The sequence below is a fragment of the Paenibacillus sp. FW101-FHT12H11 genome (genome assembly GCF_058790355.1).
In genome coordinates this window covers 112,046-135,817 of the sequence record NZ_JBYTCO010000004.1, presented here as the reverse complement: position 1 = coordinate 135,817, position 23,772 = coordinate 112,046, and the positions used below count along the sequence as shown (strand labels likewise).

General features: G+C 50.4%; 17 protein-coding genes. 4 read left to right on the top strand and 13 right to left on the bottom strand.

Features of this window, described 5'->3' with window-relative positions; translation table 11 throughout:
- Positions 1–16: 16 nt before the first annotated feature.
- The 5 genes from AC3WTJ_RS14210 to AC3WTJ_RS14190 all read right to left on the bottom strand — a co-directional run bounded on the left by AC3WTJ_RS14210 (position 17) and on the right by AC3WTJ_RS14190 (position 7,071).
- Positions 17–2,305, bottom strand: coding sequence for a helix-turn-helix domain-containing protein (locus AC3WTJ_RS14210; RefSeq protein WP_492522333.1), 2,289 nt, complete (start codon positions 2,303–2,305; stop codon positions 17–19).
- A 178-nt stretch (positions 2,306–2,483) separates the two neighbouring features.
- Positions 2,484–3,362: a carbohydrate ABC transporter permease gene (locus tag AC3WTJ_RS14205; protein ID WP_492522332.1), complete on the bottom strand. Its 879-nt coding sequence runs from the start codon at positions 3,360–3,362 to the stop codon at positions 2,484–2,486.
- Positions 3,363–3,417: 55 nt separating this feature from the next.
- Positions 3,418–4,335, bottom strand: coding sequence for an ABC transporter permease (locus AC3WTJ_RS14200; RefSeq protein WP_127458127.1), 918 nt, complete (start codon positions 4,333–4,335; stop codon positions 3,418–3,420).
- Positions 4,336–4,399: 64 nt separating this feature from the next.
- Positions 4,400–6,046 carry a type 2 periplasmic-binding domain-containing protein gene (locus AC3WTJ_RS14195; RefSeq protein WP_492522331.1) on the bottom strand — a complete coding sequence of 549 codons (1,647 nt, stop codon included), beginning with the start codon at positions 6,044–6,046 and terminating at the stop codon, positions 4,400–4,402.
- A 254-nt stretch (positions 6,047–6,300) separates the two neighbouring features.
- Positions 6,301–7,071 (bottom strand): DeoR/GlpR family DNA-binding transcription regulator, encoded by a 771-nt coding sequence (locus AC3WTJ_RS14190; protein WP_492522330.1) that lies wholly within the window; start codon positions 7,069–7,071, stop codon positions 6,301–6,303.
- Between the two features lie 306 nt (positions 7,072–7,377).
- On the opposite strand from AC3WTJ_RS14190, the gene AC3WTJ_RS14185 reads away from it, so the two are divergent.
- From AC3WTJ_RS14185 to AC3WTJ_RS14170, 4 genes are all read left to right on the top strand, one after another.
- A complete protein-coding gene (locus AC3WTJ_RS14185) occupies positions 7,378–8,328 on the top strand; it encodes a metallophosphoesterase family protein (protein ID WP_492522329.1) in 951 nt (316 codons plus the stop codon).
- A 29-nt stretch (positions 8,329–8,357) separates the two neighbouring features.
- Positions 8,358–9,218, top strand: coding sequence for an EamA family transporter (locus AC3WTJ_RS14180; protein WP_492522328.1), 861 nt, complete (start codon positions 8,358–8,360; stop codon positions 9,216–9,218).
- Positions 9,219–9,286: 68 nt separating this feature from the next.
- Positions 9,287–9,880 (top strand): TetR/AcrR family transcriptional regulator, encoded by a 594-nt coding sequence (locus tag AC3WTJ_RS14175; RefSeq protein ID WP_492522327.1) that lies wholly within the window; start codon positions 9,287–9,289, stop codon positions 9,878–9,880.
- A gap of 69 nt (positions 9,881–9,949) precedes the next feature.
- A complete protein-coding gene (locus tag AC3WTJ_RS14170) occupies positions 9,950–11,404 on the top strand; it encodes an MFS transporter (RefSeq protein WP_492522326.1) in 1,455 nt (484 codons plus the stop codon).
- Positions 11,405–11,576: 172 nt separating this feature from the next.
- Here the strand turns inward: AC3WTJ_RS14170 and AC3WTJ_RS14165 are convergent, their stop codons facing one another.
- From AC3WTJ_RS14165 to AC3WTJ_RS14130, 8 genes are read right to left on the bottom strand one after another with little or no spacing between them, the layout of a single operon-like run.
- Positions 11,577–13,262 (bottom strand): hypothetical protein, encoded by a 1,686-nt coding sequence (locus AC3WTJ_RS14165; RefSeq protein ID WP_492522325.1) that lies wholly within the window; start codon positions 13,260–13,262, stop codon positions 11,577–11,579.
- 33 nt (positions 13,263–13,295) lie between these two features.
- Positions 13,296–15,410: a phage tail protein gene (locus AC3WTJ_RS14160; protein WP_492522324.1), complete on the bottom strand. Its 2,115-nt coding sequence runs from the start codon at positions 15,408–15,410 to the stop codon at positions 13,296–13,298.
- 37 nt (positions 15,411–15,447) lie between these two features.
- Complete coding sequence (locus tag AC3WTJ_RS14155) at positions 15,448–17,703, bottom strand: putative baseplate assembly protein (protein ID WP_492522323.1); 2,256 nt, start codon at positions 17,701–17,703, stop codon at positions 15,448–15,450.
- A gap of 27 nt (positions 17,704–17,730) precedes the next feature.
- Entirely contained in the window at positions 17,731–20,802 is a 3,072-nt protein-coding gene (locus AC3WTJ_RS14150; RefSeq protein ID WP_492522322.1) for a baseplate J/gp47 family protein, read from the bottom strand.
- A 55-nt stretch (positions 20,803–20,857) separates the two neighbouring features.
- Positions 20,858–21,259: a GPW/gp25 family protein gene (locus AC3WTJ_RS14145; RefSeq protein WP_492522321.1), complete on the bottom strand. Its 402-nt coding sequence runs from the start codon at positions 21,257–21,259 to the stop codon at positions 20,858–20,860.
- 17 nt (positions 21,260–21,276) lie between these two features.
- Positions 21,277–22,002, bottom strand: coding sequence for a phage baseplate assembly protein V (locus AC3WTJ_RS14140; RefSeq protein ID WP_492522320.1), 726 nt, complete (start codon positions 22,000–22,002; stop codon positions 21,277–21,279).
- Complete coding sequence (locus AC3WTJ_RS14135) at positions 22,002–23,120, bottom strand: phage late control D family protein (RefSeq protein WP_492522319.1); 1,119 nt, start codon at positions 23,118–23,120, stop codon at positions 22,002–22,004. The genes AC3WTJ_RS14140 and AC3WTJ_RS14135 overlap by 1 nt, the downstream gene beginning before the upstream one ends.
- On the bottom strand, positions 23,098–23,724 hold the full coding sequence (locus AC3WTJ_RS14130; protein WP_174806852.1) for a CIS tube protein: 627 nt from the start codon (positions 23,722–23,724) through the stop codon (positions 23,098–23,100). Before AC3WTJ_RS14130 ends, AC3WTJ_RS14135 begins: the two co-directional genes overlap by 23 nt.
- Positions 23,725–23,772: the final 48 nt, after the last annotated feature.

Genomic DNA, 23,772 nt, shown 5'->3' with positions numbered 1-23,772 from the left:
AATAGAAACAAGACGATCATAGCTGATCGCCTTTTCTGAACTGCCCTGGTGTGATCCCCTCGTAACGCTTAAACACACGAATAAAGGTATTACTGTTCGAGAACCCGACTTTTTGCGTAATATCTGTAATCGTGTCATCGGTGTCCATCATTAATTTCTTCGCTAATTGGACGCGCTGCTTGTTGACGTAATCAATGAAGGTTTCTCCCGACTGCTCTTTGATGAAGCGTGACAAATAGGGGGCATTCACTTCGAATTTCAACGACAGCGAGGTTAGACTGAGATCCATATCCGCCAAATGCTCGTCGATATAGCTGAGCACATGATCCTTCAGATTCGTATTATGGCTTTTCTTTTTAGAGTCCACGTAATCGCAGACCGTTTTCAAAAATTTATAAATTTCATCTTCAATTTCCGCAAACGATTCACACTGGGTCAATTGTTTAATTAACGCATGCTTCTCCACGGCCAGCTCGTTGGGCCCCTGATCCAGATGCTCGATCGCTTTCAGAATCGTACCGATCAGCTCAAACATAAGAAGCTTGCCCAGCTGCAGCGACAGCGTACCGTCGGACACATTCGTGACAATCAGCTCGCTGACCGCCTCCATAGCCTCCTCGTACTGCCCCGTACGGATATGATTGATGAGCTGACGCTCCATATCGAGCGGATAATACAGCTCATTCTTCGGCCGTTTAATCCGGTCAAACGGAATGATTTGGCTCGGGCCAATAACGAATTTGTATTCCAGCGCCTCTAACGCCTCATCAAACCCGTGCGGAATTCCGGTCAGCGTCGGATGAATGTCGCTGATGCCAATCGTCAGCTGGATATAAAATTTCCCCTGAATCACTTCCTGCGCCACTTGTGCGGCATCGATTAAATCATGCTTCGCCTGCGCCTCATCCTCATGTTGGATATTAACGAGGAAGGCGATCATACCGTCCACTTCGGTCGTAAACACCGTATGCTTGCGGCCAAGCAGTTCCTCCGTGATGTTCGTCACAATGTAGTACACATACTGCAGCTTGGATTCGCTATCCCGCGAGCCATTATCGTTGAACAATGCCGAGTAATCACCGATATGAAAAAGCAGAACCGCGAAACGGTTCGTCTCAAACCGCAGGTCAAACGATGCCATCGATTGCGCCAGTGCTGATCCGCTCTCCACCCGGCCTTTGAGGAGTCGCGCCAGAAAGTGGCTGCGCAGCACGTCTTGCTGCTTCCGAATGGTCGTATTTGCCCTATCCTGGAAGGCTACATTTTCCGACATGAAAGATTGCAGCAGCAGGAACTCATCTTTGCTGTCCTGCATGTTCGATTTCACCTTGGGAGACACCAAGTCCACCATGCGGCGAATTGGCATATAGTGCCTGCGCGTCAACCAAATGGACATCGGACCGCCGACGAAAATACACAGGAATAAGCCTGCATAAATCCAGCTCCGCAATTGGCTGACTTTCGCCGCATATATTTTCGTAGGCACAATCGAGACATATTTCCACTCATTTTCAACGGAGGAAACGTAGGAAACCGTCACCTCTTCCTTGTCCCATTTCTGGTTAAACGAACCTTCTGCTGAGGACGAAATCTGCGCCAAATCAAGATCGGAAACATGCCCCTGCTCGCCTGCGATCATCATCGGCTTGTTGCCCGAGTCCAGAATCAACACAATACCGGCCTGGGCTAGCTGAATGTTGGAGATGGCTGCTTTCAGACGCTCCGCATTGAGCATAACCACTAGCGTCGCCGGCGCTTCATCGGCATTCTGAATAGGCAGAGACTGCATATACACCATATCATCTTCGGCTAATTGCAGAAAATTACCGAAGTAGATCTTCTCCATGCTGTCGCTCCACTTTTTGAAGGTTATTCCTTTATTAGGCTCATGAAGCAATTGGAACAGCAGATCGTCCTGATTCATCGTCGAGGTGGTCACACCGAAATGCTGCTTTTTCATATACACATACAAATCGTTGATATCCCCGTTGGATGCCGCATAGGAACGAAGAGATGTGATGAGGTCGAGCGTGTCGATTTTCACTTGCGAGCTGTTGAATTCCGTTTGATTCACATATTTAATCACTTTCGGGTCCAGAGAGAGCTGCAGACCCATCCGTTTAATATCCTTGAATTGATTATCCAGAGATTGCTTCACCTGGTTGAGCAGCGCTTTATTGGAGCGGATGACCTCTGACTGGAGCAAATGCTGCGATTGAAAAAGTACCAACATCGTGATGACAATGGGGATACAAAGGATGGTTAAGTTCGAATAAAGCCAAAAAAGAAATACGCTCCGCTTCATGAAAGAAGCCCCTCCCCTACTCATGCTGTATGCGCATTATCCCATCTTCTTCCCCCAATGTACATCTACGATTCTTGCAGCATCATCATTTTTTATTGTTTTCCTGCCCATTTAGCCGAAAACCCAAATAGCCCGCCCTCTTTTCGAACATTCAAAAAGAGAACAGGTTCTGGTTGTATTATTCTTTAATCGCTCCGACCATAACACCTTTTACGAAATATTTCTGTAAAAATGGATAAGCAATAAGGATCGGTAATGTCGCAACCATGATCGTTGCGTATTTAATGCTTTCTCCAATCGCTTGCGTATCGTTCGCGTTCCCCGTTCCTGTGGTCATCGAATCTGTGCTGTTCTGGACGAGAATCTCACGAAGAATCAGCTGCAGCGGGAATTTCTCCCGATCATGAAGGAATAGCATCGCATTGAACCAGGAATTCCAGTGTGCTACACCGTAGTAGAGCACCATGACAGCAATAACCGGCATCGACAGAGGGACCACGATCTGGAACAGAATGCGCCATTCGCCTGCGCCGTCAATCTTGGCCGATTCCATCAACCCTTCCGGAATGGCTTCGAACGACGTCCGCATAATGATTAAATTCCACGTGGATATGGCTACTGGCACGATCAGAGCAAGATAGCTGTTGCCCATGTGCAGGTAATTGTTGATTAGCAGGTAAGTCGGGATCAATCCTCCACTGAAATACATCGTGAATACAATGCTGATCATGAGGAATTTACGCAAAGCAAACTTTCTGGACAGGGCATAAGCGCCGAGTGTTGTAAAAAACAGATTAACCGCCGTACCTAGAATCAAAATTAAAAGTGTATTCCCATACCCGGTCAAAATGTTCGGATTCGCAATCACCTTCTCAAAGGCGCTTAAGTTAAAGCCTAACGGCTTAAGAAGCAGTCCCGTATGCTGAATTAGCAAGTTCGAGTCGCTGATAGAGGCCATAAACACATAATAGAACGGGTACACGGTGCAAATAATTAACAACATCATAAGAATCGCATTACCGATATCGAATAGACGCTCAGTTGCGCTTAATTTCATCGTTCGTTACCTCCTGAGAGCTTTTCGTAAGAAAAGCCGGCGTCGTAAGATTAGGCTACCACAACCGGCTGCCCGAGAATCGGCGGGATATGCTGTTAGCGCTAATAAGCAAGGCAAAGTTAATCATCGATTGGAACAGCCCCACAGCCGTCGTATAGCTGTAATCATTCCCTTGGGCAAGCCCTTCTCTGTAAACAAAAGATGAGATCACATCCGCCGTTTCATACGTATTCGGATTATAAAGCAGGACAATCTTCTCGAAGCCGACTTCCATCAAGCCGCCGATCCGAAGAATGAGCAGGATCATGATCGTCGGGATGAGCCCTGGCAGCGTTACGCTCCAGATTTGGCGGAATCTTCCCGCCCCGTCAACACGAACGGCTTCGTACAGCTCGGGATTAATCCCGCTAAGCGCAGCCAAATAAATAATGGATGACCAGCCCAGCTCTTGCCAAATCGATGTGGAAACGAAGATGGTACGGAAGTTTTCCGCATTATTCATGAGTGCTGAATCCTGGCCGCCAAAGAACATAATGATCGAATTCACAATGCCGCCGCGGTTTGTAAAGTCTATAATCAATCCAGAGATAACGACTATGGAGATAAAATGCGGCAAGTAGGAAATCGTCTGCACGATGGATTTGAACATCTTCTGGCGAATTTCATTGAGCAAAATCGCGAGAATAATCGGTGCCGGGAAGCCGAAAATCAGATTATAGAAGCTGATTAAGAACGTATTGCGCAGCACGCGAACAAAGTAATAGCTTTGGAAAAAATCTTTGAAATGGGCAAAGCCGACCCAATCACTGCCCCAGATCCCTTTCGCCGGGCTAAAATCCTTGAAAGCGATCACCGCTCCGTACATCGGGAAATATTTAAAAATGAAGAAGTACAGCGCAACCGGCAATACCATCAGGTAGATTGCGCGATTTTTTCTAATGTCGTCGAGTAGACCCCGAATGGAATTCGCCATGTTCTCACTTCCTTACGGATGTATTAAAAAGGGGAGGCTGAGCTCCCCGTACTCCAGCCTTCTATTAACGTTTGTTATAACGATCCGTCGCCGCTTGGTAAATCTCAACCGCACGGTCAATGTTCATCTTTTTCACTTGCTCCATCGTTTTATCGTAGTCTTCTACTTTCACAGTTCCCATCACGACTTTCGTGATTTGTTCCGTCAGCAATGTGCTGACATCATTCAGAATCTTTGCAGACTCTTTGGCTTCATCGGTCGAGAGAACAACTGGCGGAAGCATGACTTTATACGCGTTGTTCGCATATTTGGCATACAGCTTCACGGCGTCTTTTTGTGCTTGCAACTGGTAGTACTGATCGTTGTAACGGTCATCATCCAAACCGGAGAAACCATAGTTGGCGATAAAATATTTGGCCATCGCTTGGGAAATCGGCAGGTTGTCCGGGTTTTTCAGGATCAAGTCCGTGTACTTCGGCTGACCGCCGGCTTTGGTATACGTTTGGCCTTCTACGCCGAAGTTTTTGAGCATTGCTCCTTCGTCACTGTACAGATAGTCGATGGCTTTGACCGTTTCCGCCGCATGTTTATTGGAGCTTGTAATGACCGTTCCGATATTGTCATATTCCCATGACGCTTGCACGAACTTCGGCTCGTCGCCTTTTTTCAGAACCGGATACTGCACAGCCGCCAGCTTCGCTTTCGGATCTGTTTTCTGAAGCGCCGGTGTGTACGTCCCGATGCTGCCGCCGATGAAGCCATAGAATGCGCCTGCCTTACCGGAGGTAATTTTGGCATCCATCGTTTTCGTATCATTCGAGGCGAAGTCCGGATCGATCAGACCTTCTTTGTACCATTTTTGCATCGTCGTCAAATATTGCTTAAACTCCGGCTGGGTAGGGCCGAATTTCACTTTGCCGCCATCAATGTAGAAAGAGCTTGCATTGGCAATCGTCGACATGCCCGCAACCCCATAGGCGCCTGCGAAGTCAGCGAAGGATAGCGGATAGCTTTTGTTCAGGGTGAAAGGAATTACGCCTTTCTTCTCTTTGAAAGCCCTCAGTACCGTTTCCCACTCATCAACCGTTTCCGGCGCTTGCAAACCAAGCTCTTCGAGCCAATCTTGACGAATTACCATACCGCTAAACGTTTTGTATTGGCCGTATTCGCCGACTTTCAAATGGGGCAGCGCGTAAATATCGCCGTTGTCCGCTTTAATTTGCTTGGCAATCTGCGGATTGGCATCCAGGATTTTTTTCAAATTCGGAGCATTTTTCTCAATTAAATCGTTGAGTTTAATGATCGTGCCGTCTTTGAACATTTTGGCGGTTCCACCCTGCACGCTATTCCAGTTCCAAAGCATCGAATCCGGCAAGTTATTAGAAGCAACCATCACGCCGTACTGCTGAACATCATCCTGCGGCGTGTTTCCGGAGGAATGTTGGAAATCAAATAACACATTCGTCTTTTTCGCCCATTCCTGAACCATAGGAAGCTCGTTCAAGCTTTTGACAACCGCTTTCGCGTTGGGATTCATCGGTGTCCATAAGGTCACTTTCACAGGATCTTTGGAAACGGATGCCGTTGTAGCCGGCGATGCGCTTCCGTTTGCTTCTTTGGTTGTCCCTGAATTGCCGCAAGCTGCTACTAAGGATAGTACGAGCGCGGAGGCAAGTACAGGAAGTACTTTGAATGCTTTATTTCTTTTCATAGAAACACTCCCCTGGTGATTATTGATGATTTGGCGCTAATGCCATATGCGGATTAGCCTGTGAATGAAGCATACATGGTGAAGGTAGAAGCCGTATATCGCTTATTTTTCAGTCATATTGTTTTCTTAAGAAAGGCCGTCGCCTCTTTTTGTAGCATCTTCATTTTATGAGAATTCCCTGAAAAACAAAGGAAAAATCGCCACCTCCCCGCTATATGCAAGCGGTTCAGTAGCGATTATGGGATGACTCGGGGTTATTCGCCGATCAACACTTCAATGCCCAGCGCTTCGATGGTGTCGATCCATTCTTTCGGACAGCCGGAGTCCGTGATCAGCATCGAGATTTCATCCAGCTTGGCCACTCGCGCGAATGTCGACATGCCGAATTTGGAATGGTCGGCCACCAGAATCGCCTCTTCCGCCCGCTGCATCATTTTTCGTGAGATGACCGCTTCGGCCAAATGAAAGTCGGTAATCCCATCGGCAAGTGAAATACCGCCAACCGAGATGAACGCCTTGTTCACCTTAAATTGATCCAGCATCTGATCCGTAAGGGAGCCCGTGGCCGCTTTGAGTTCCAGACTGACTTCTCCGCCCAAGAAAATAATTCGGCCGCCAAAAGTCTCCATCGCCAGATTAAGGACAGGGACAGAGTGCGTGATCAAGGTAACATTCGTATGATCCTTCAAGAAAGGCAAGATCTCGAGCGTTGTCGTACTGTTATCGAGCATGATTGTTTCCCCGTCCTGCACAATGGAAGCAGCCGCCTTGCCAATCGCCGTTTTCTCTTTCTTCATCATTTGCGTCCGTCTCAGAAAAGGCGGCTCGACAAGCTCCATGCGCATTTTGACTGCGCCGCCGTACACTTTGCGAAGCTTGCCTTCCTTCTCCAAGCGATCCAAGTCCCTCCGGACCGTTTCGGTCGAAACGCTGAGGAGCTCAGACAAGTGAAGAACCTGTACCTTTCCTTCCAACTCCAAATGGTTCAGGATCTTCATCCTGCGATCCTCAAATGTTAATGACATAAATAACCTCCTGCCTATGACCGATGATAGCAACATCGTGATGTTTCATGTTGTTTTCATCTAGTGTATAAGCAGGAGGTTAACCTGTCAACGCGATACCGGAAGGCGGCGATTAATCTTCTCTGGCTTATTGATGATCAGGACCGGAACCACTATTTATAAGATGAAACGATAAGTAAATGATTTGTAAATTTCTCATTGACAGTTCCAGAGCATCAGATATACAATTGTCAACAAACAACAACATCTTATTAAAAAACCACATGAAAACAACACTCTCATAAAAAAACATGGAGGGCTCCACTTATGCAGCGTCAACTTCTCTTTCGGGAAGATCAAACCTTTACGATTACTCAATTTACAGATTTACATTGGATAGACGGCGGCACCCTTGATCAGAAGACGCGAAAGCTGATGGAAGATGTGCTGGATGCAGAGAAGCCTGATCTGGTTGTATTTACAGGCGACGTTATCTATACCGGATACGTGACTCCCGGCAACCCTAGATGCGAACAGCCGCTGGAAGCGTTTCGGGAAGCCGTCCACGCCGCAGAAATACGCGGCATCCCCTGGGCGGTTGTATTCGGCAACCACGATACGGAAACGATCATTACGCGTGAAGACCTCATGCAAGCCGTGTTGGAACACCCGCATACAGTGGCACAACGCGGCCCGAGTGATATTCATGGAACTGGCAACTACACGTTATCCATTCAAGGTACTGACGGAGAAGCCGCTGCGGCCCTGTATTTTTTCGACTCGGGCAACCAATCCCCCGTACCGGATATCCAAGGATACGATTGGATTCGCAGCAGCCAAATCGTTTGGTATGTTGAAGCTTCGCGAAAGCTGCAAGCAGAAAATGCTGAGCAAACCTTGCCTGCACTGGCTTTCTTCCATATCCCGCTCCCTGAATATAAGCAAGTCTGGGACACAGAGATCTGTTATGGCAGCAAACATGAACCTGTGTGCTGCGCACCGGTTAACTCCGGCCTCTTTGCAGCCATGGTGGAAAGAGGCGATGTCATTGGCGCCTTCTGCGGCCACGACCATGTCAACGACTATCGGGGCAAGCTGCATGGCATTGAGCTTTGCTATGGCCGTGCCACTGGGTATAACACGTACGGCAAAGAGGGCTTTCCCCGCGGCGCGCGGATGATCCGGCTCCGCCAAGGGGAACGTAATTTCGAAACCTGGCTGCGTTTAGCCGACGGCACAGTTGTAAGCGAACAAGCTGAGCATGCGCCAGGCGAATAATTTTACCGATTTTGTTTGGAGATGATGGCTTGGTTATCGTATCAATCTTACTTGTCATAGCTTCCGGCTTAACCCATGCCATTTGGAGCTTATTCACCAAAAGCAGCAACAATAAAAGTGTCTTCCTCTGGTCGATCATTATGGTGACTACTGTAGTTTTGCTTCCTTTTTTGATTAGAGAATTATGGCTTCATCCTTTATCCTTATCTTCTTACGGGCTTCTGCTCTTGTCAGCGGCTTTTCAGAGCTTCTATGCGCTGCTCTTGGCACGCACCTACAATATGGGCGATTTGTCCCAAGTATATCCGATTATGCGCGGTACCAGCACCTTATTCATTCCTATTGTCGGCGTTTTGTTCCTTAGAGAATCCTTATCCATCTACGGCTGGCTGGGGCTGCTCTTAATGCTCACAGGTTTCCTTGCACTCAGCGGCATCTTCACCGGCAAACGAAAGGGCATTGCCTCAGCTGGGTGCATCAAACCATTTCTGATGGCTCTCTGCGTAGGTTTATGCACGACCTGCTACGTCTTCGTTGATAAGCTGAATTTGCAGCATATTTCGGCGATTTCCTTGCTCGAGGTGACAAATATCGGGTTCGTTGCTGCGCTAACACCGATCGTCATAGCTTCCAAGCAGCTGCGGCTTGAATGGAAGCTGAACACACGCATTATTTTGCTGGGAGCCATCCTGAATCCGGGGTCATATTTGTTGTTTTTATTCGCCATGAAATATGCGCCCGTTGCCCATATCTCACCGATTCGGGAGATCGGTACGGTTTTCGCCACCATCTTAGGCATTGTCGTTCTCAAAGAAAAGCAAGGCAAGAAGCGGATCACCTGCTCCATTCTCATCACGCTCGGTATTCTGCTCATTGGATTCTTTGGTTGACTTTCTCATCAACGTCCCTTAAGATAAATGTCAGTGAGTACTGACATTGTTTCGGAAGAGGGATGGCCATGAACAGCACCAGCAGCAAGATTGGCAGCAGCGATCGACTGCTTTTATCCGCGCTCAATTTGATTGCCGAAAAGGGCTACAACGGGGTAACCACGCTAGAGATTGCCACCGCGGCAGGCCTCAGCGAGAAGACTTTATTCCGCCATTTCGGCAGTAAGCAGAAGCTGCTTGAAGCGGCTTATGACCGCTATCATTATGCGGAGGAAATGAAGAAGCTGTTCGCCGAAAAGCTGGTATGGGAGCTCGAAACCGACTTGCTGCTCATAACAAAAACCTATCACGAGATCATGAACCGCAATCGGAAAATGATTCAGATCTCGCTCAAAGAAGACGGACAGCTGCCGGGATTCCGCGAGCGTACCCAGAAGCATCCACAGCAATTACTGGAATTTCTAACCGAATATTTCACCACCATGGCAGATCAAGGCAAAATCATCCCCGATAACCCGGAGCTTCACGCCTTCTCTTTCATGATGATGCAATTCGGCGCATTCATGAATGATCTTGACAGCAGCACGAATTACTCCAGCATCAAGTTAGAACCATTCGTACTTGAGAGTGTAAAAGTGTTTACTAGGGCATTGCAGCCCTAGTTTTTTTACCCTCTACATGTCAGTCGGTACTGACAGTCATCCCAAACAGAAAAGGACGTGATCTTCCTGATGATTAGCGCAGCCCCAACAACAGCAACAACAAAAACAACTGTTCCTACAACCGGCACGCAGCCAAACAGCAACAAATTAATGCGTGTCCTCATGTTCACTTTGACGATTTCCATGATGACCGGCATCATGTTCAATATTGCCCTCCCGAAAGTCAGCGAGCAATTCTCGCTCAGCCTCTCCCAAGTAAGCTGGCTGTCCTCCGCTTATATTCTCATCTACGCGATCGGCGCTGTCACTTACGGCAAACTGGCTGACCGCTATACGCTGAAAAGCATCGTCACCTTCGGGCTTCTCCTGTTTGCGGCCGGCTCGCTGATCGGGCTCACGTCGCAAACTTTCGCGATGGCGCTCATCGGCCGCTGCCTGCAGGCCGCAGGAGCCGCCGTCATTCCCGCCATTGCGATGATCATCCCGCTGCGGTATTTCGCTCCCGAGCGCCGGGGCGCCGCGCTCGGGTTGACAGCCGTTGGGCTCGCCTTCGGCAACGCGCTGGGCCCTGTCGTAGCGGCTTTGATCATCAGCACCGTCCATTGGCGGTGGCTGTTCGCAGTGCCGCTGCTGGTACTGGCGGTACTCCCCTTGTACCGCCGGTATTTGCGCGAAGAGCAGCCTGCGAGCGGCGGCTCTTTTGATTGGCTTGGCGGGATCCTGCTCGCCGCAGCCATTGCTTTGCTTTTGATGAGCGTATCCAAAGGATTGTGGCTTGCTCTTGGCGCGTTGCTCGCTTTGGCCTTCTTCCTTGTTCGTATCAACAAGGCGGCTGAACCCTTTATTGCTCCAAAGCTATTTAGGAATGCCAAGTACACACTCGGGCTTACGATTTCCTTCCTTGTGAACGGCACCTGCTGCTCCCTTTACGTCCTTAGCCCACTGCTGTTCGCCAACGTTCACAAGCTGCCTTCCATTTGGATCGGCTTCATGATGATCCCGGCCGCCGCTGCAGCGGCTATATTCGGGCGCAAAGGCGGGAAACTTGCGGATGCCAAAGGCAATTCCTTCGTCGCTTATCTGGCCGCGGGCTTATTGGTGAGCTGCTTCCTGCTGCTCTCCACTTTCACCGGCAGCTCTCCGCTGCTTATTGCCGGTTTCCTGATTCTCGGCAACGTGGGGCAGTCCTTCCTGGTCATCGCCGTTTCCAACTCCGTGTCCAGAACGTTGCAGGCAGAGCAGGTTGGCGTCGGCATGGGCATGCTCGCCATGATCAACTTCATTGCGCAAGGCATTGCAATTGGCTTGTACAGCAAAGCCGTTGATCTTGGCAGTTTTTCGAGCTGGAATCCGCTGTACCGTTATTCCTCCGGCTTTGTTTTTAGCAATATAAGTCTCGTGCTTGCCGGGTTATCGATTGTGATTTGGGCAGTGTTTTTCTTTGTGTTTGGTAGGGTGCGTGAGGGGGATAAAACCAATCATGCGGCTGGTGCTCAGGGGACTGCGAGGTCTGTTTCTGCTTAGATCGATCAAGGTTATCAATTTCAGCTGAGGTGCCGTAGAGGAGCGCTGCTCGGGCTTTGCAGCACGGATTAGCGGTAGATTTTCCATCTGGCAGCGTGAAAGCTACAGTCGTGCGTGTTTCCAGCCCACAAAAAAACAAGGACCTCCCATAAGAGGTCCCTGTCTTATCTCATTACTCCGTGCCGCTCCCAGCCGAAGCCGCTTCCCGCATCGCGGACAGTGCCTGGTCCAACGAGTCACTCCCCGCCGAAGCGGAAACCGCGGTCGCCATCTCAGCGCTGTACGCCCACCAGCGCACGCGCACATTCGACGGCTCGGATGTTTGCTGCACCTTCACACCGATCCGGAAGGTGCCCTTCTGCGGATAGGCGATCGTGCCGATCTTCACTTCCGGCGCGTCCGGCTCAAACTCCGTGCCTTTGAATACATCGGATGCTCCGCCATACACGCGCTCCCCGCTGGACAGGATGTCGGAGAACGCATCCTCACTGCTCTCTTCCAAGCTCGTGATGATCAGAACGTTGCCCTCACCAAGTCCGTGCGCAATCTCGCCGGAGAAAAAGCTTTTCGTCGCTTTCCCGAACGGCGACACCGCAATCTTCGTGAACGGCTCCACCGGAATGTCCACGACACCGCTCACGATGCCGGCAATGCCGCTTCCGCCACCAGCCGGAATCCCCAAATCAAACGAAAGCTCGCTAATCGCTTTATTGAAATTGACTTTAAACTCCGGCGGCTGCCCCGGCGCCAATGTTTTCACTTTGGACTTGGTCACAAACTGGCCGGATGCTTCATCGCGGTATTCGCTCGTTCTGGCAAGTCGGTACATCACCGATGAATTGTACACATACTCGCCAAACGGCACTTGCTCCACACTCTCAATGACATAAGTTGGACCCACTTGAATGAGGCAGATTTTGGCCAAATAAATGCAAGGCTCCGACGGTGCTTCCAAAGAGGCTTCCAACGATTGTTTCACAAAATCCGTCATCAAGCGTTCACGAACGGCATCGCCGATAATTTGAATTTCACCGACGGATTGTGCCTGCAGCTCAAGCTGCTTATCATCCAGCTTCAATGCAGCCGTGCTCGTCTGCACGCCAACCGTCGCCTTCACGCCTACCGTGCTGTCCGCCCGTAGAAGCACGCTCATTTCGTACTCGCTCTCTTGCACATCCTGCGGCTCTTCGAACAAAATCGAATTGCCGTCAATCGCTTCAACACGCTCAGCTGCCAGCTCATATTGGAAAGAAATCCGCCCAACGCGCAGCGTCTTCTCAAAACGCAGCTTCATCTCAAACAACTGACCCGGATTCACATAGCGAGGTGTCGTTTGAAGCACACGCACATGAGCGTCCTGGTAGAGCACGATCGTTTGGTCCGTCAAATTCGCCAAAGGCAGCTTCGAAGGCTCCGGCGCATCCTCACGAATAAATAGCCGGTAGCTCTCCAGCACGCGGTTATAATCATTGATTTCATCCGAACGAACGGAGGAATTGGCTACAGCGTGAACGGGCTCTTTTTCCTTTTCATCATAAGCAATGCAGAGATATACGTTCTTCGCGTATTCGTTGTTGCTGAACCCATCCATCATCGAAAGCTTCAATGTCATGGGGGAAGGGACGACGATTTCCCGGCCAAGCGCATCAATGGCGGCTCCCATTTCAACCGAAACCGACTTCTCATCCACAGCGACGACTTGCAGGCCCGTTAGCACACCAGACCCATGCAGGAGACGATTCATCATTCTGCGCTTGTCATTGAAATACTTTTGCTCGGACTCAAAATCCCTGACCGTCAGCAGCTTTCCATAGAAATACCGATTGCGCTCAAACGGGTAATAGCGTGTTTTTTTCATAAGTATCCCCTCACCTTCCAAGGCTCATTTCGTTTATTCGATTTCGGAATCCAGTTCCAACCTGGTATGTATATCCATGCGTTTATCGCGATCCACATCGATCAGCACCGTGTTGTAAGGCATCGAGGAACGCTGGTCGAGCGTTAATAACGTAGGCTCAGATAAGTAAGTGTTAATTCCCAGATACGTATGCATATCCGCGTACATCCACGGTTGCAGCACGATCAGTTTGCCTTCGGTATAGGCAGGCTTTTGATCTTCGATGATTTGTTCGATCGTGAGCCGCTGTGCGTCGGTGCGCACCACTTCAGGCTTCAGCATAATGCAGAAGCAGTAAGGATTATCCCCGTATAATTGGGCAAAAAGCTGCCGCAGCTCCGACGTCTCCTGCATCTGCTTGAATTGAAAATATTCCAGCAAAAAGGGTTCCGTACCTGTATAAATTTTCAGCATGTTCATCAAACCCTCGCGAGTCCCGCGCAATTTATACAGCTCAGGAGCTTGCTTCATCAATTCTCTCAGCTTCTTCTCGCCCCATGCTTCGTGATCGGTGATTGCCAGCCATCGGCCCAGCCATTCCAGATAAGTGCCCGTTACCGCATCCGGATCAAAATGAGCGGAAATATGGTCGATTTTATCCTCCATATCATCAAAAAACGTGCTGAACATCGCCAGAAAACGTTCCAGAAAAGGGCTGTGCTCCTCATCCTGCTGATAAATCGGCGGCAAATAATCAATCAGCGATATTCTCGGGTAGTAAACGCGCAGCTTACGAATGTACGGCGACTTTTGCTCGCTGCCGATCAATTCCATTTTGAACCAGAGATAACGGCCCCTCGCATTCAGCAGCGCATCTTTCGGATTGAGAATCGGCTCTGACCATAAATCGCGGGTAGCTGCGAGCTTCGCGCGCACCCCAATCCCCGGATCCGTCAGGTAGCTTGTATAATTTACGTAGTCGCCATCTACCAGCCCTTCACTTTCATCTGAGGCAAAATAGGAAAAGCGAACCTGCGTCTCCTCCGGAATGTCGGCTTCCAATCGTATTTTGTGCCACTGCGTTTCGGTTTCCGTCGTATCCAGGTCTCCCGAGAAATAAACCGCCTCCGGCAGTTGAGTCCCCTCAAGCAGCATCGTCCGGGCCCGAAGATCAAGCAAGCTAATCTGACCGCTGATCCGGTCAAACACATACAGCCGATTGCGGCTGTCGTGTACCAACGTATCAACTCGACCGCGAAAGTTCGTAACTTTATCGAAGAACTCGCCGTTTCCGCGATATTTGAGAATAAATCGCTCGGTAACTCCTTCTAGTTGTGCGTATCCGCTGTCCCCTATATAGAGATTATGATTCGTATCAATGGAAATGCCAGCAAAGCGCCCTTCCTGCTCCAGTTTAAAATGCAGCGGCTCCCGGCCATCCTCATGGAATACCGTCACGGTTCTGAGGTGCGCATCCAATAAAGCCAATGTGCCGTCTGCCGCAGCAGTGAAATACCGTCCCTTCAAGGCAGTAAGTTCAACCGCCTCTTCCATTCGGTGCATGTCATGCTCATATACGCGCACAACCTCGCCGGCCGAGCTCCATTGAAGGATGCCAATCCTGCCGCCCTTAGGAACTTCCGGACTTCCATTCATACCAACCGCAATATCCAATGGAACTGTCGTATAAAACGTATGTTTCGTCGCTAATTTGGAATTGACTGAGAGTGGAAACAGCTCTAGCCCCTGCCACGCATCCACCGCCCACATGGTCTGACCATTGGAGAGGGAATATACAGCAATCCTTCTCTCCGTTGCTTGCTCACTGTCTGCAATGACCAGAAGATCCGCCATGGAAGCCAGCTTCGCCTGATGGCTGAACAGCCCATGCCCGTGCCGGAATAATGACTCAAGATGGCGGCTTTGATCATCGTAGATCCACACATTCGCGGCCTCATCCAGCAGAATCAGCTTTCTTCCAGCGCCAACCGTCATTTCATGAATCGGGTGTATGCCTTCCAACTCGTCTGTGCGAACGATGCGATGAATGCTGTACTTCTCTGTTTGCTGAATCGAAAAGCCCTTCTCCTGCATGTCGATGTTGGCTTCATAGCCCTGCTCCCAATCGAGCGGTTTGTTTAATGAAAAAAACGTTTGACCATCCTGCATCGTCCGTCACCTCTTTTCTGTCGTATCCTTGCACTACCTATAAATCCGTCTGGCTAATCGTCTCCACCTCGTGATTACCGGAGTAGACCAACGCATATGGAGGGATGTGAATATCGCCGGCGCCATCCTTTTGAAAACCAGTGCCCTCCGCATCCAGCCAAATATCCTGCACATACACGACACCTTTGATCCGGGAAATAACGCCGTATATATCGCCTTTGTACACCGTCCGGCCGAAACGCCAGCCCTCCGAGCCCTGACCGTGATCCATCGGCTGGAGCAGCTGTCTCAACTCTTGGGTAATGCGCCGCTGCTCGTTTTTGTACTTCGGTTCCATCACAACCACGGCGTGTACCGTGATTTTGATATATTCCGCCGGAATCACGTGAAGCTCCGTCGTCAGAAGCCGGTGCCGATCCAGATGCCCCTTGATCGTTTGCAAAAAGCCCTTGCCCGCCTTCGGCTTATCGCTTTCGCTATAAGGCACGACCGCGACGGTCATCTGCGCCGGCGCTTTGACCTTGGGATAATCCCGCATGCCCGGCTTGTACAGCGGGATCGCCTTCACCCGCGCGACGCGCAGACCCGGCGTCGCTTTGGCGATGTGCTCGTAGTCCTCGCCGGTCACCGCTCTTGTCGGCGTGTCCAGCTCGCGCCGGACGCGCAGCTTAGCCTGCGTGAGCGTCTCCGCTTCCAGGCCGCCCCGCGCCGGGAACGGATTCGTCACGCTCACGCCGTGCTCTTCCGTGAAGCCGGTCACGAGACCGTCCTTCACGTTGCCCCGCTCGCCCCCGCCAGCTTGCAGCGCCAGGAACCGAATATTCGGTTCCGCCGACTTGGGCGGGACAAGCCCCGCTTCGTTATTGCCGAAGCGGATCGTTCCGGCTTCAGCGTCGTAGACGTAATGGCGGTCCGTGGACTTCGAATTATCGAAGTCATCCACGGACTGCCAGTCGTCCCACACGACGCTGCCGCCCCCACGCGGCCAATAGCCTACCTGCAGCAGCATGCTGCTGGGCTTGAACGTGCGGCCGCGAGCGACCTCAAAGGTCTGCCCCGGCAGACCTTTGCTGCCTCCAATATAACGGCCGTAATCGAACTCGGCCGTGTAAGCAATTAGCCGCACCCGCTGCGCGCCTTGCGGCGGGATGCTGCCGTTCACCCCGTCGCCGAAGCGCAGACGGGTGGTACGGCCGGCCGAATCCTGCAGCAGCTGGCAGACGAGATCATCCGGTCCGTAGTCCGCAAGCTCAGCGACGATATGCCAGTCGTGCCAGCGGCCCTGTTCATTCTGTACTTGCACCGTGTGCAGCCCGCCAAAGGCGAGATAAGAGCTGACCTCAAACCGCTGATTAGGCTCTCCCGTACTGTTAAATGCCGTCACTTCACTGAAAGTTTCCTGCTCCGCCGCCTGCACGCTGTTCAGGCTTACCTTCTCAATTTTGGGAGGGAGTTCGTAACCGTCCTCCTCCAGTGTACAGCAAATCCAGTAGCGGCTGCGGTCGTCGGCTGGATACAGCGCCATGGGCGTCATTTCGGAAGTGATGCGGAAACGCACTTCACCGCTCTGTGACAGGTGAACCGTCGAGTCGCTTACCGCTTCCACCGGCAGCCAGCTTTCGCTTTGGCCACGCTGCCCCTGTCCAGCATTTTGTCCTGCTCCAGCGAACGTCCATCCCACCTTCGCGGATGATATGATGGGTGCTGCCGCCTCATCTTCCCGATGACTCACCCTGACCGGGTATCGGTCGTACAGCTGAAAAGCCAAGGAAACCTCGGTTTCTACCGGTAGCGCCCGATCGAACCCAAGATACAGATGTGCTCCTTTGATCGCATCTGACCCAAAAGCATAATAAGCAATCTTCGCCTGATTATTGGATGTAAAATCGCCAGCCGCCGTCTCTGTGCGCACCAGCACCTTCTCCAGCGTCGAAGGCACAAGCTGCAGCGTGCGAGTCGTCTCGAATCGCTGATCCATCGCTTTCAGCGGCGTTCCCTTCGGAAGCACAAGCGGCTGATCCACGTTTGAAAATGCCACATGACAAACAGCCGATACCGCTTCACGCGGACGAATGCCGAGCAGCTTCAGAAACTTCCGCTCATTTTTCTCCGTCACACGGTTTAAGTAATACTGCTGCATCTCGGTCATCCATGACATCAACTCCAGCAGCGTAATCCCGGGATCATGTTCATTCTCATCCGTCCACTCGGGAAACAGCTTGGGAATCGACTTCCGCGCCTCCATCACCATCTGTTCAAACATTCGGTCATCCAAATTAGGGATTGGCAGCACTTGTGCTCACCTCCTTCAGTAATCTTATTACAAAGCGTTCACGACCACCTTATGCTTGCCGCTCACTATAATGCCGTGCGGGAGCGCCGGGAGGCGGTTCACATCCAGCTCGACGCGCTCGCCGTCCTCCAGCTTATAAACCGTCATGTAGAGCTTCTCTACATGGCTGATCGTTCGAATCGTCTTCAGCAGCGCATAAAAAACAGATGGGTGAATTTGCTGGCCGATCGCCCAACCTTTGCCGTCGAAGTTCCCCGTCAATGGGTCCAGGAAGCGGTTCAGCTTGTCCATCGCTTGTATTTCCGTCGTAACGACAGCATCCATGCCTTCAACTGCGACGATAGCTGAAACGGAAATTTCCATATACACCGGCTCGATCACTTGGAGCCGCTCCGGGAAAGCTACGAGACTCGATGCGCGTTCAATGATATAACGCTCGACTTGCTTCTTAAGCACAGGAAACGCAAGGCTTCCCTGCTGGCCTTCTTTTGGCAAAATGACAAGTGTCATAGCGCCGATCTCTTTTTGCATATAAGCATTTCGATTGGCGATGCAGCTAACCTTGGCAATGTTCGGGTACGCTTCGCGCGCGAGCCACTCGTAATCTTTGGCCGAAACCGCACGGTTTCTGTGCTTCAGCATCTCAGGACCGCGCTGCAGGGCCGATTCCAGCTTCTCGGCTTGGCAGCCGCCAGAGGCCGGCTCCGGATTATACACTTCGCCGACAAATGCGATAGAATCCTGCATCTGATTAATTTCACGTGCACCTACGTTGCCTATTTGCCCCGAAGTCACTTGATACGTCACTTTGATCTGCGCCAATCCGCCTTTAGGCGGGTGCATGCCATGAACGCCATCGCCGACACGAATGCGGCCAAAGGTGCGATCGATCATGTAATGGCGATCCTTATTTCCTGAATCGGCCATTTGACTTACAGCCATCCAGCGAACCCACAGCTGCAGCAAATTACCTTCTGAATCCCGGCTAATTTCCATCTGCGGCAGGCCGGCTCTTTCGTATTCAGCAATTTCTTCTTCCGTTACAAATTCCGTCTCATCGACCCAAACTTCTTCCGAAACGATGCCAGTACGGCTCAGCTGATATTCGAGTTCTTCCAACCCTTTAGCTTCAGGGACCTCTCCGATAATCGTCTCCTGCTGGATCACTTGAACGGTGTTCATATAGAGTCCATGTAACGTTGGAATCTGAATCCGTCCTGTCGTATCATCGTATTTATCGTCTCGATTCACGGCACGAATCCAGAAACCCTCTCGGCCAAACAAAGATTCACCAGCAAAATCGGAAGGGCCTACAAACTGCACGATCCCGCTCTGCGTCAAACCGTTCGTATCGTCGATCACCTTTAGCGGGACCCATTCGGAAGCATGTCCGGGCATTAAGCCGGCACGCAAATATTCCCATTCCAGCATTGGCAAATCCTGTTCGGCAAACCGCTGCTGTTTCACCGAAACATAAAGCGAAATTGGCCCTTTTACAGGTGGCGAATCGAAACATAGATGCAGAGCCGGATGGCTGCCCTCTAGCGGCTGGAACGGCTCAAAGCCCCCTTCGAGCTGCTTGCTGTGCCTCGTTCGATCTTCAAATACCGTATTATTCAGCGCCAAACAACGCTCAGCAGGATAAAGACGATCCTCGTATTCATAGGTCATAGAGACCTCGTCGATCCAAGGGGATAAGTAAAGCGCCTGAGCCACGTACGCATTTTCGATATGTAAAATCCTTGCCCTAATCCAATGGTTTTCGTTGCCGTTCACATAAGTGGCTTCAAGGTCAAGCGGGCAGCGGAAGCGAATGTCTTTACGCACTTTGTGCTCCTTCGGGTAATAAAACAGCTTCTCCGCTTCTTTTCCCACCTCTAGACGCACCCAAGTGGTCCCATTCCAGTACTCCCAAGCGACCTGCAGCACCGTAATATGAACGACAGGCGGCTTATCGAATTTGGACTTTTTCATTACCAATTTCCAATCGATATTTTCCGTCGGCTCTGCTCCGAATCGGTTCTCAATGGCTTGCAGTCCAAAGCTCAGCTTGATATCGCCGTCTTTTTTCGTGAACACTTCCTGGCTCCCGATATAAAAACTGCCATACAGCGCAAATTGATCGCCAAAAGGGTAGAAACCGCTCGGATCCGCAGCAACATCATTGTAAAACATGAGATCCGGCTGAATGCCGCCTTGTTCAAGCAAATCCACATAATCGGTTTTGAACGAAATATGGTCCATGGACAGTTGGCTGTCCGCCAATGTTTTCCCGCCAGGCAGAAGAGGTTTCAAGCGGCATTGAATCCATCGGCCTTCTTTTCCATTTACTTCCTTCTCGGCAAGTTCTCCCTCGTGCGCTTTTGAAAGGATGACCCGATTGCCTTTGGCCGTCACTTGGTCAAAAGGCATCCATCCGTCCGCTGTCGCATACAGCCACTCGGTGAATTGCGGGTCAGCCAGTTGGCTGGAAAGCGCAAGCTCCTCAAATCGCCGTTTGGAGTTGCGGAATTCAATTTCAATCCGCGCCGTACTGGACAAGGTGAAGAGAGCGCTATGCTCCAAAAAGATGGCATGCTCCTGCAAGTTGTCGCCCTGCAGCCGGAAAAGCTTGCTCGGGGCTGCCAAACCTTGCCGGGAAGCGGTCAAAAATTCCTCCACTATGCGAATAATTTTATCCTGTTTACGGCTTGTCACGTAAGCATCCGTCAGCAGGGCAGGCGTCAACAGTGTGCTGCGGGCGGTCTCATACAAAATGTTACTGCCTTCTACTGCAGCAGCAACCTGCGTTCCGGCCGATATAAACACAGACTCCTTCGTCCCCTCGTTGAGCGCGAAGGTCAGATAACTGCTGGCCGGTCTTGCCGGAAGCAGCGTGACATCGAACATATTGAGGAACGCAATGAGGTTTTTCGTAGGCACCCGGTTCAAACGTTTGATATTGTCATGAAACATGTCCGCGAACATGAGGAACAACGCTGAACCCGGGTCCGGGTTCTCAGGCGTAAAGCGCCATTCCGGCGTATAATAAGGCGCCATTTCCTTCATTTGCGCTATGAGATCCGGTATATCTCTAGGGTCAATTTTGGGAGGTTGCATCGCTCAGCTCCACCTCCTCTCTTGTACGTATGATCATCGTTTCCGCTGCCTCTTTCTATTTTGAACCTTCATATAAGTAAAATGGATATACTTGGTTGAACAAGTTATTCGTCGTACGCACCAGATACGAAATGCGAATCATGACTTTCCCCGGATCATCCGCTTCAGGTACTGCCTTCACGTCCACTTCATGGACCCTCGGCTCCCAATTGCGAATTGCCTCCTGGATATTGCTTTCCAGCAGATGAAGGGATGTATCGTCCGTTAAGCCAAAAATAAACTCCTGCACGCCGCAGCCAAAGCTCGGACGCATCACCCGTTCTCCCCGGGTGGTGCCCAAAATAACGCGGATCGCTTCAGCGATGTCTTCCTCATATTCAGACATCCGAATTCGCCCTGTCGCAGGGTCGACCTGAATCGGGAATTTCCAGCCTCGCCCCAAAAATGCTTCCGACATCCGTCCACGCTCCTTCGTTAGTTGATTTTGACCATACTGCCTTTAATATTAATAATGCCGTCTGACTTCAAATCCAGTGTGGCCCCTGCTTTAAGCGCCATCGTTGCGGAGGCTTCTATATTAATTTGCGTTGATTTAATTTTGATTTCTTTCGAGCTTTCAATGGCTACATCGCCTTTGGCGTTAAGGGTGATTTTGGATGTTTGGCTGACAATCGAAATCTCATTCGCTGATCCGCCTTTGATCAAAATCTTATTATTCCCGCTCTGATCGGCAATTGAAATGCTATCATCCTTATCCTTCAACTCAATGGTTTGACCTTTTTTAGTCTTGATCGTGATGCTCTCGTCACCGCTTTTATCATTGAAAGATAGTTCATGGCCTGAACGCGATTTGATCATCCGCAGATCGTTCTTCTCAGCCGGCGCCGGCGGTTTGTTCTTCGGATTCCACAGCATGCCGATCACAAAAGGCTGACGCAGCTCCCCGAGGTGGAAAGCGACTAACACTTCATCATTCACTTCCGGGATAAAAAGACTGCCCATCTCCTTGCCGCCCATCATCGTGGCAATGCGCACCCAATCCGTTTCGGTTTCCGTTTCTTGCAGGGGCAGCTTCAGCTTCACCCGCCCAAGCTTATCGGGATCGTTATTGTTGGTCACAACCGCGACCATCACACCGCCGATTTTCTGGGAAGCGAAGTTGGCAACACCGCCTAGAGTGATATCGGGAAGTTTGAACATTAGACCGCATTCCCTCCTAACTGAAAGCGCGTCGTATAACCTTCATCATTAATCAGGTGCGTAGCGCCGGTCACATAATAAGGCTGATCAAACTTTTTGCCGACTCCACCAAGCTTGATGTACCGCCCGGCCCTGATTTCCGGAATGCCGATACATTCTCCTGAACCGCTGATCAGCTTCATCGCCCGTCTGTTCAACAAAGCACTGGCATACGTTTTGGCCTCCTCTACAGAGGTAACGTTCGTATAAACATGCTCTACGAAATCCCCTTTGGCTGCGAGGATATCTTTGCCGGTCTTGGAATTACCGCCAAGCTTTGCAATCGTTGCCGACTCTCCTTCGATCACTTTCAGCTCTTTGTTATCCCATGCCCGTACCTTTACGCTAGTGATCTGCTCGGCAAGATTCATGTCGATGGTTAGATTTCTCAGCGTTTTGCCCATCTCCAGCGTCATTACAGGCGACATCTCGGTTAACGGCTTGCGGAAATACAAGTTCTTGCCTACAACAAAGAAATCATAGTTAACCAAATTAGCTAAATTTTGAATAAAATGAAAGTCATTGATCTGGCTCTGCGCAATCACGGGATATTCCGTCGTCGTCGCATCAATATGAACTTTAGCGCCGTAGGTCTTGGCGATTTCCTCAACGATATCGCTATATTTCTTTTTGTTCCACGAGCGGGACTTCGTCCCCTTCATCATCAAATACGAGAAATCCATCCCTCGTACAATGAGACCGGGCGAGCCGTCCTCGGGGAAATCGACGACGACGGATGTGATAAATCCAGTAAAAACCGGCGTGAATTTATCCACATAACCAAGACTGATATCGATGGCTTTCCCTAATGTAAAATCCGTTATCCACTGGAAATCATTTTGGGTCACATCGTAAGCGTTCGTAATTCGGAATGAAAAAGAATCCGCCGTTCCATCAATCGAAGTTTCCACACGTATCGTGGATATGGCTACATTATCAGAAAGTTTCGTCCCATCAACTGTAATTAAATAAGCTGGCGCGAAAAACTCTTTATACTTCTTAGCTAAGTCATCATAGGTGAATGTACTGGATTCCAAGCTTAGTGTCGCCATCGGATCAGTCCAATCTTGGGACTGCAATGCGTCGTCCCGTTACAACTTTTAGCGGATTATCGATCTGATTGGCCTTGGCAATTTCCCGCCATAAGCTCGGATCTTCATATTCATGGGCGGCAATCATCCACAGCTGCTCCCCTTGCTTCAACATCTTCTGCTTCGTTCGATCCGCCGAGTGGCGGGGAATGGTCTGCAACTGCTCTTTCTTCGTATGCCAGGAGCGAAAGGTCACCTTCAGCTTGGCACGAACCGGCACTCCTGTATCGAGAAACATGGTGAACTGTTGATTCACCTTTTCGACAACGCCTTTGAAGTCCAAAGACCCCCAGACAAACCGGCATATCGGAGGCGCATGCAATTCCTTCTCTACATCCAGCAGACCGGATATTTTCTTCGTATATTCACGGACGTCGGTCCCTTTTTCGTAGGTGTCAAAATAAAAATCCATGGAGAGCGTGGTCGTCCCACCGCTTACGAATTGGCCGATAGGCATGGACAGGCCCGGCACCGTATTCCAAGAATAGCTATTGCTCGTATCAAGGGTATACTCACCCGGATTAAACAAAACTTGCACATTCTCTTTGCTGTTTCCCTTGTCTACGATAATCATGGCTTTCTTGAGTGCCACAGGTGTCAGTCCTTTCCTCTTCTTCTATGTAAACCGTTATATTAAAAG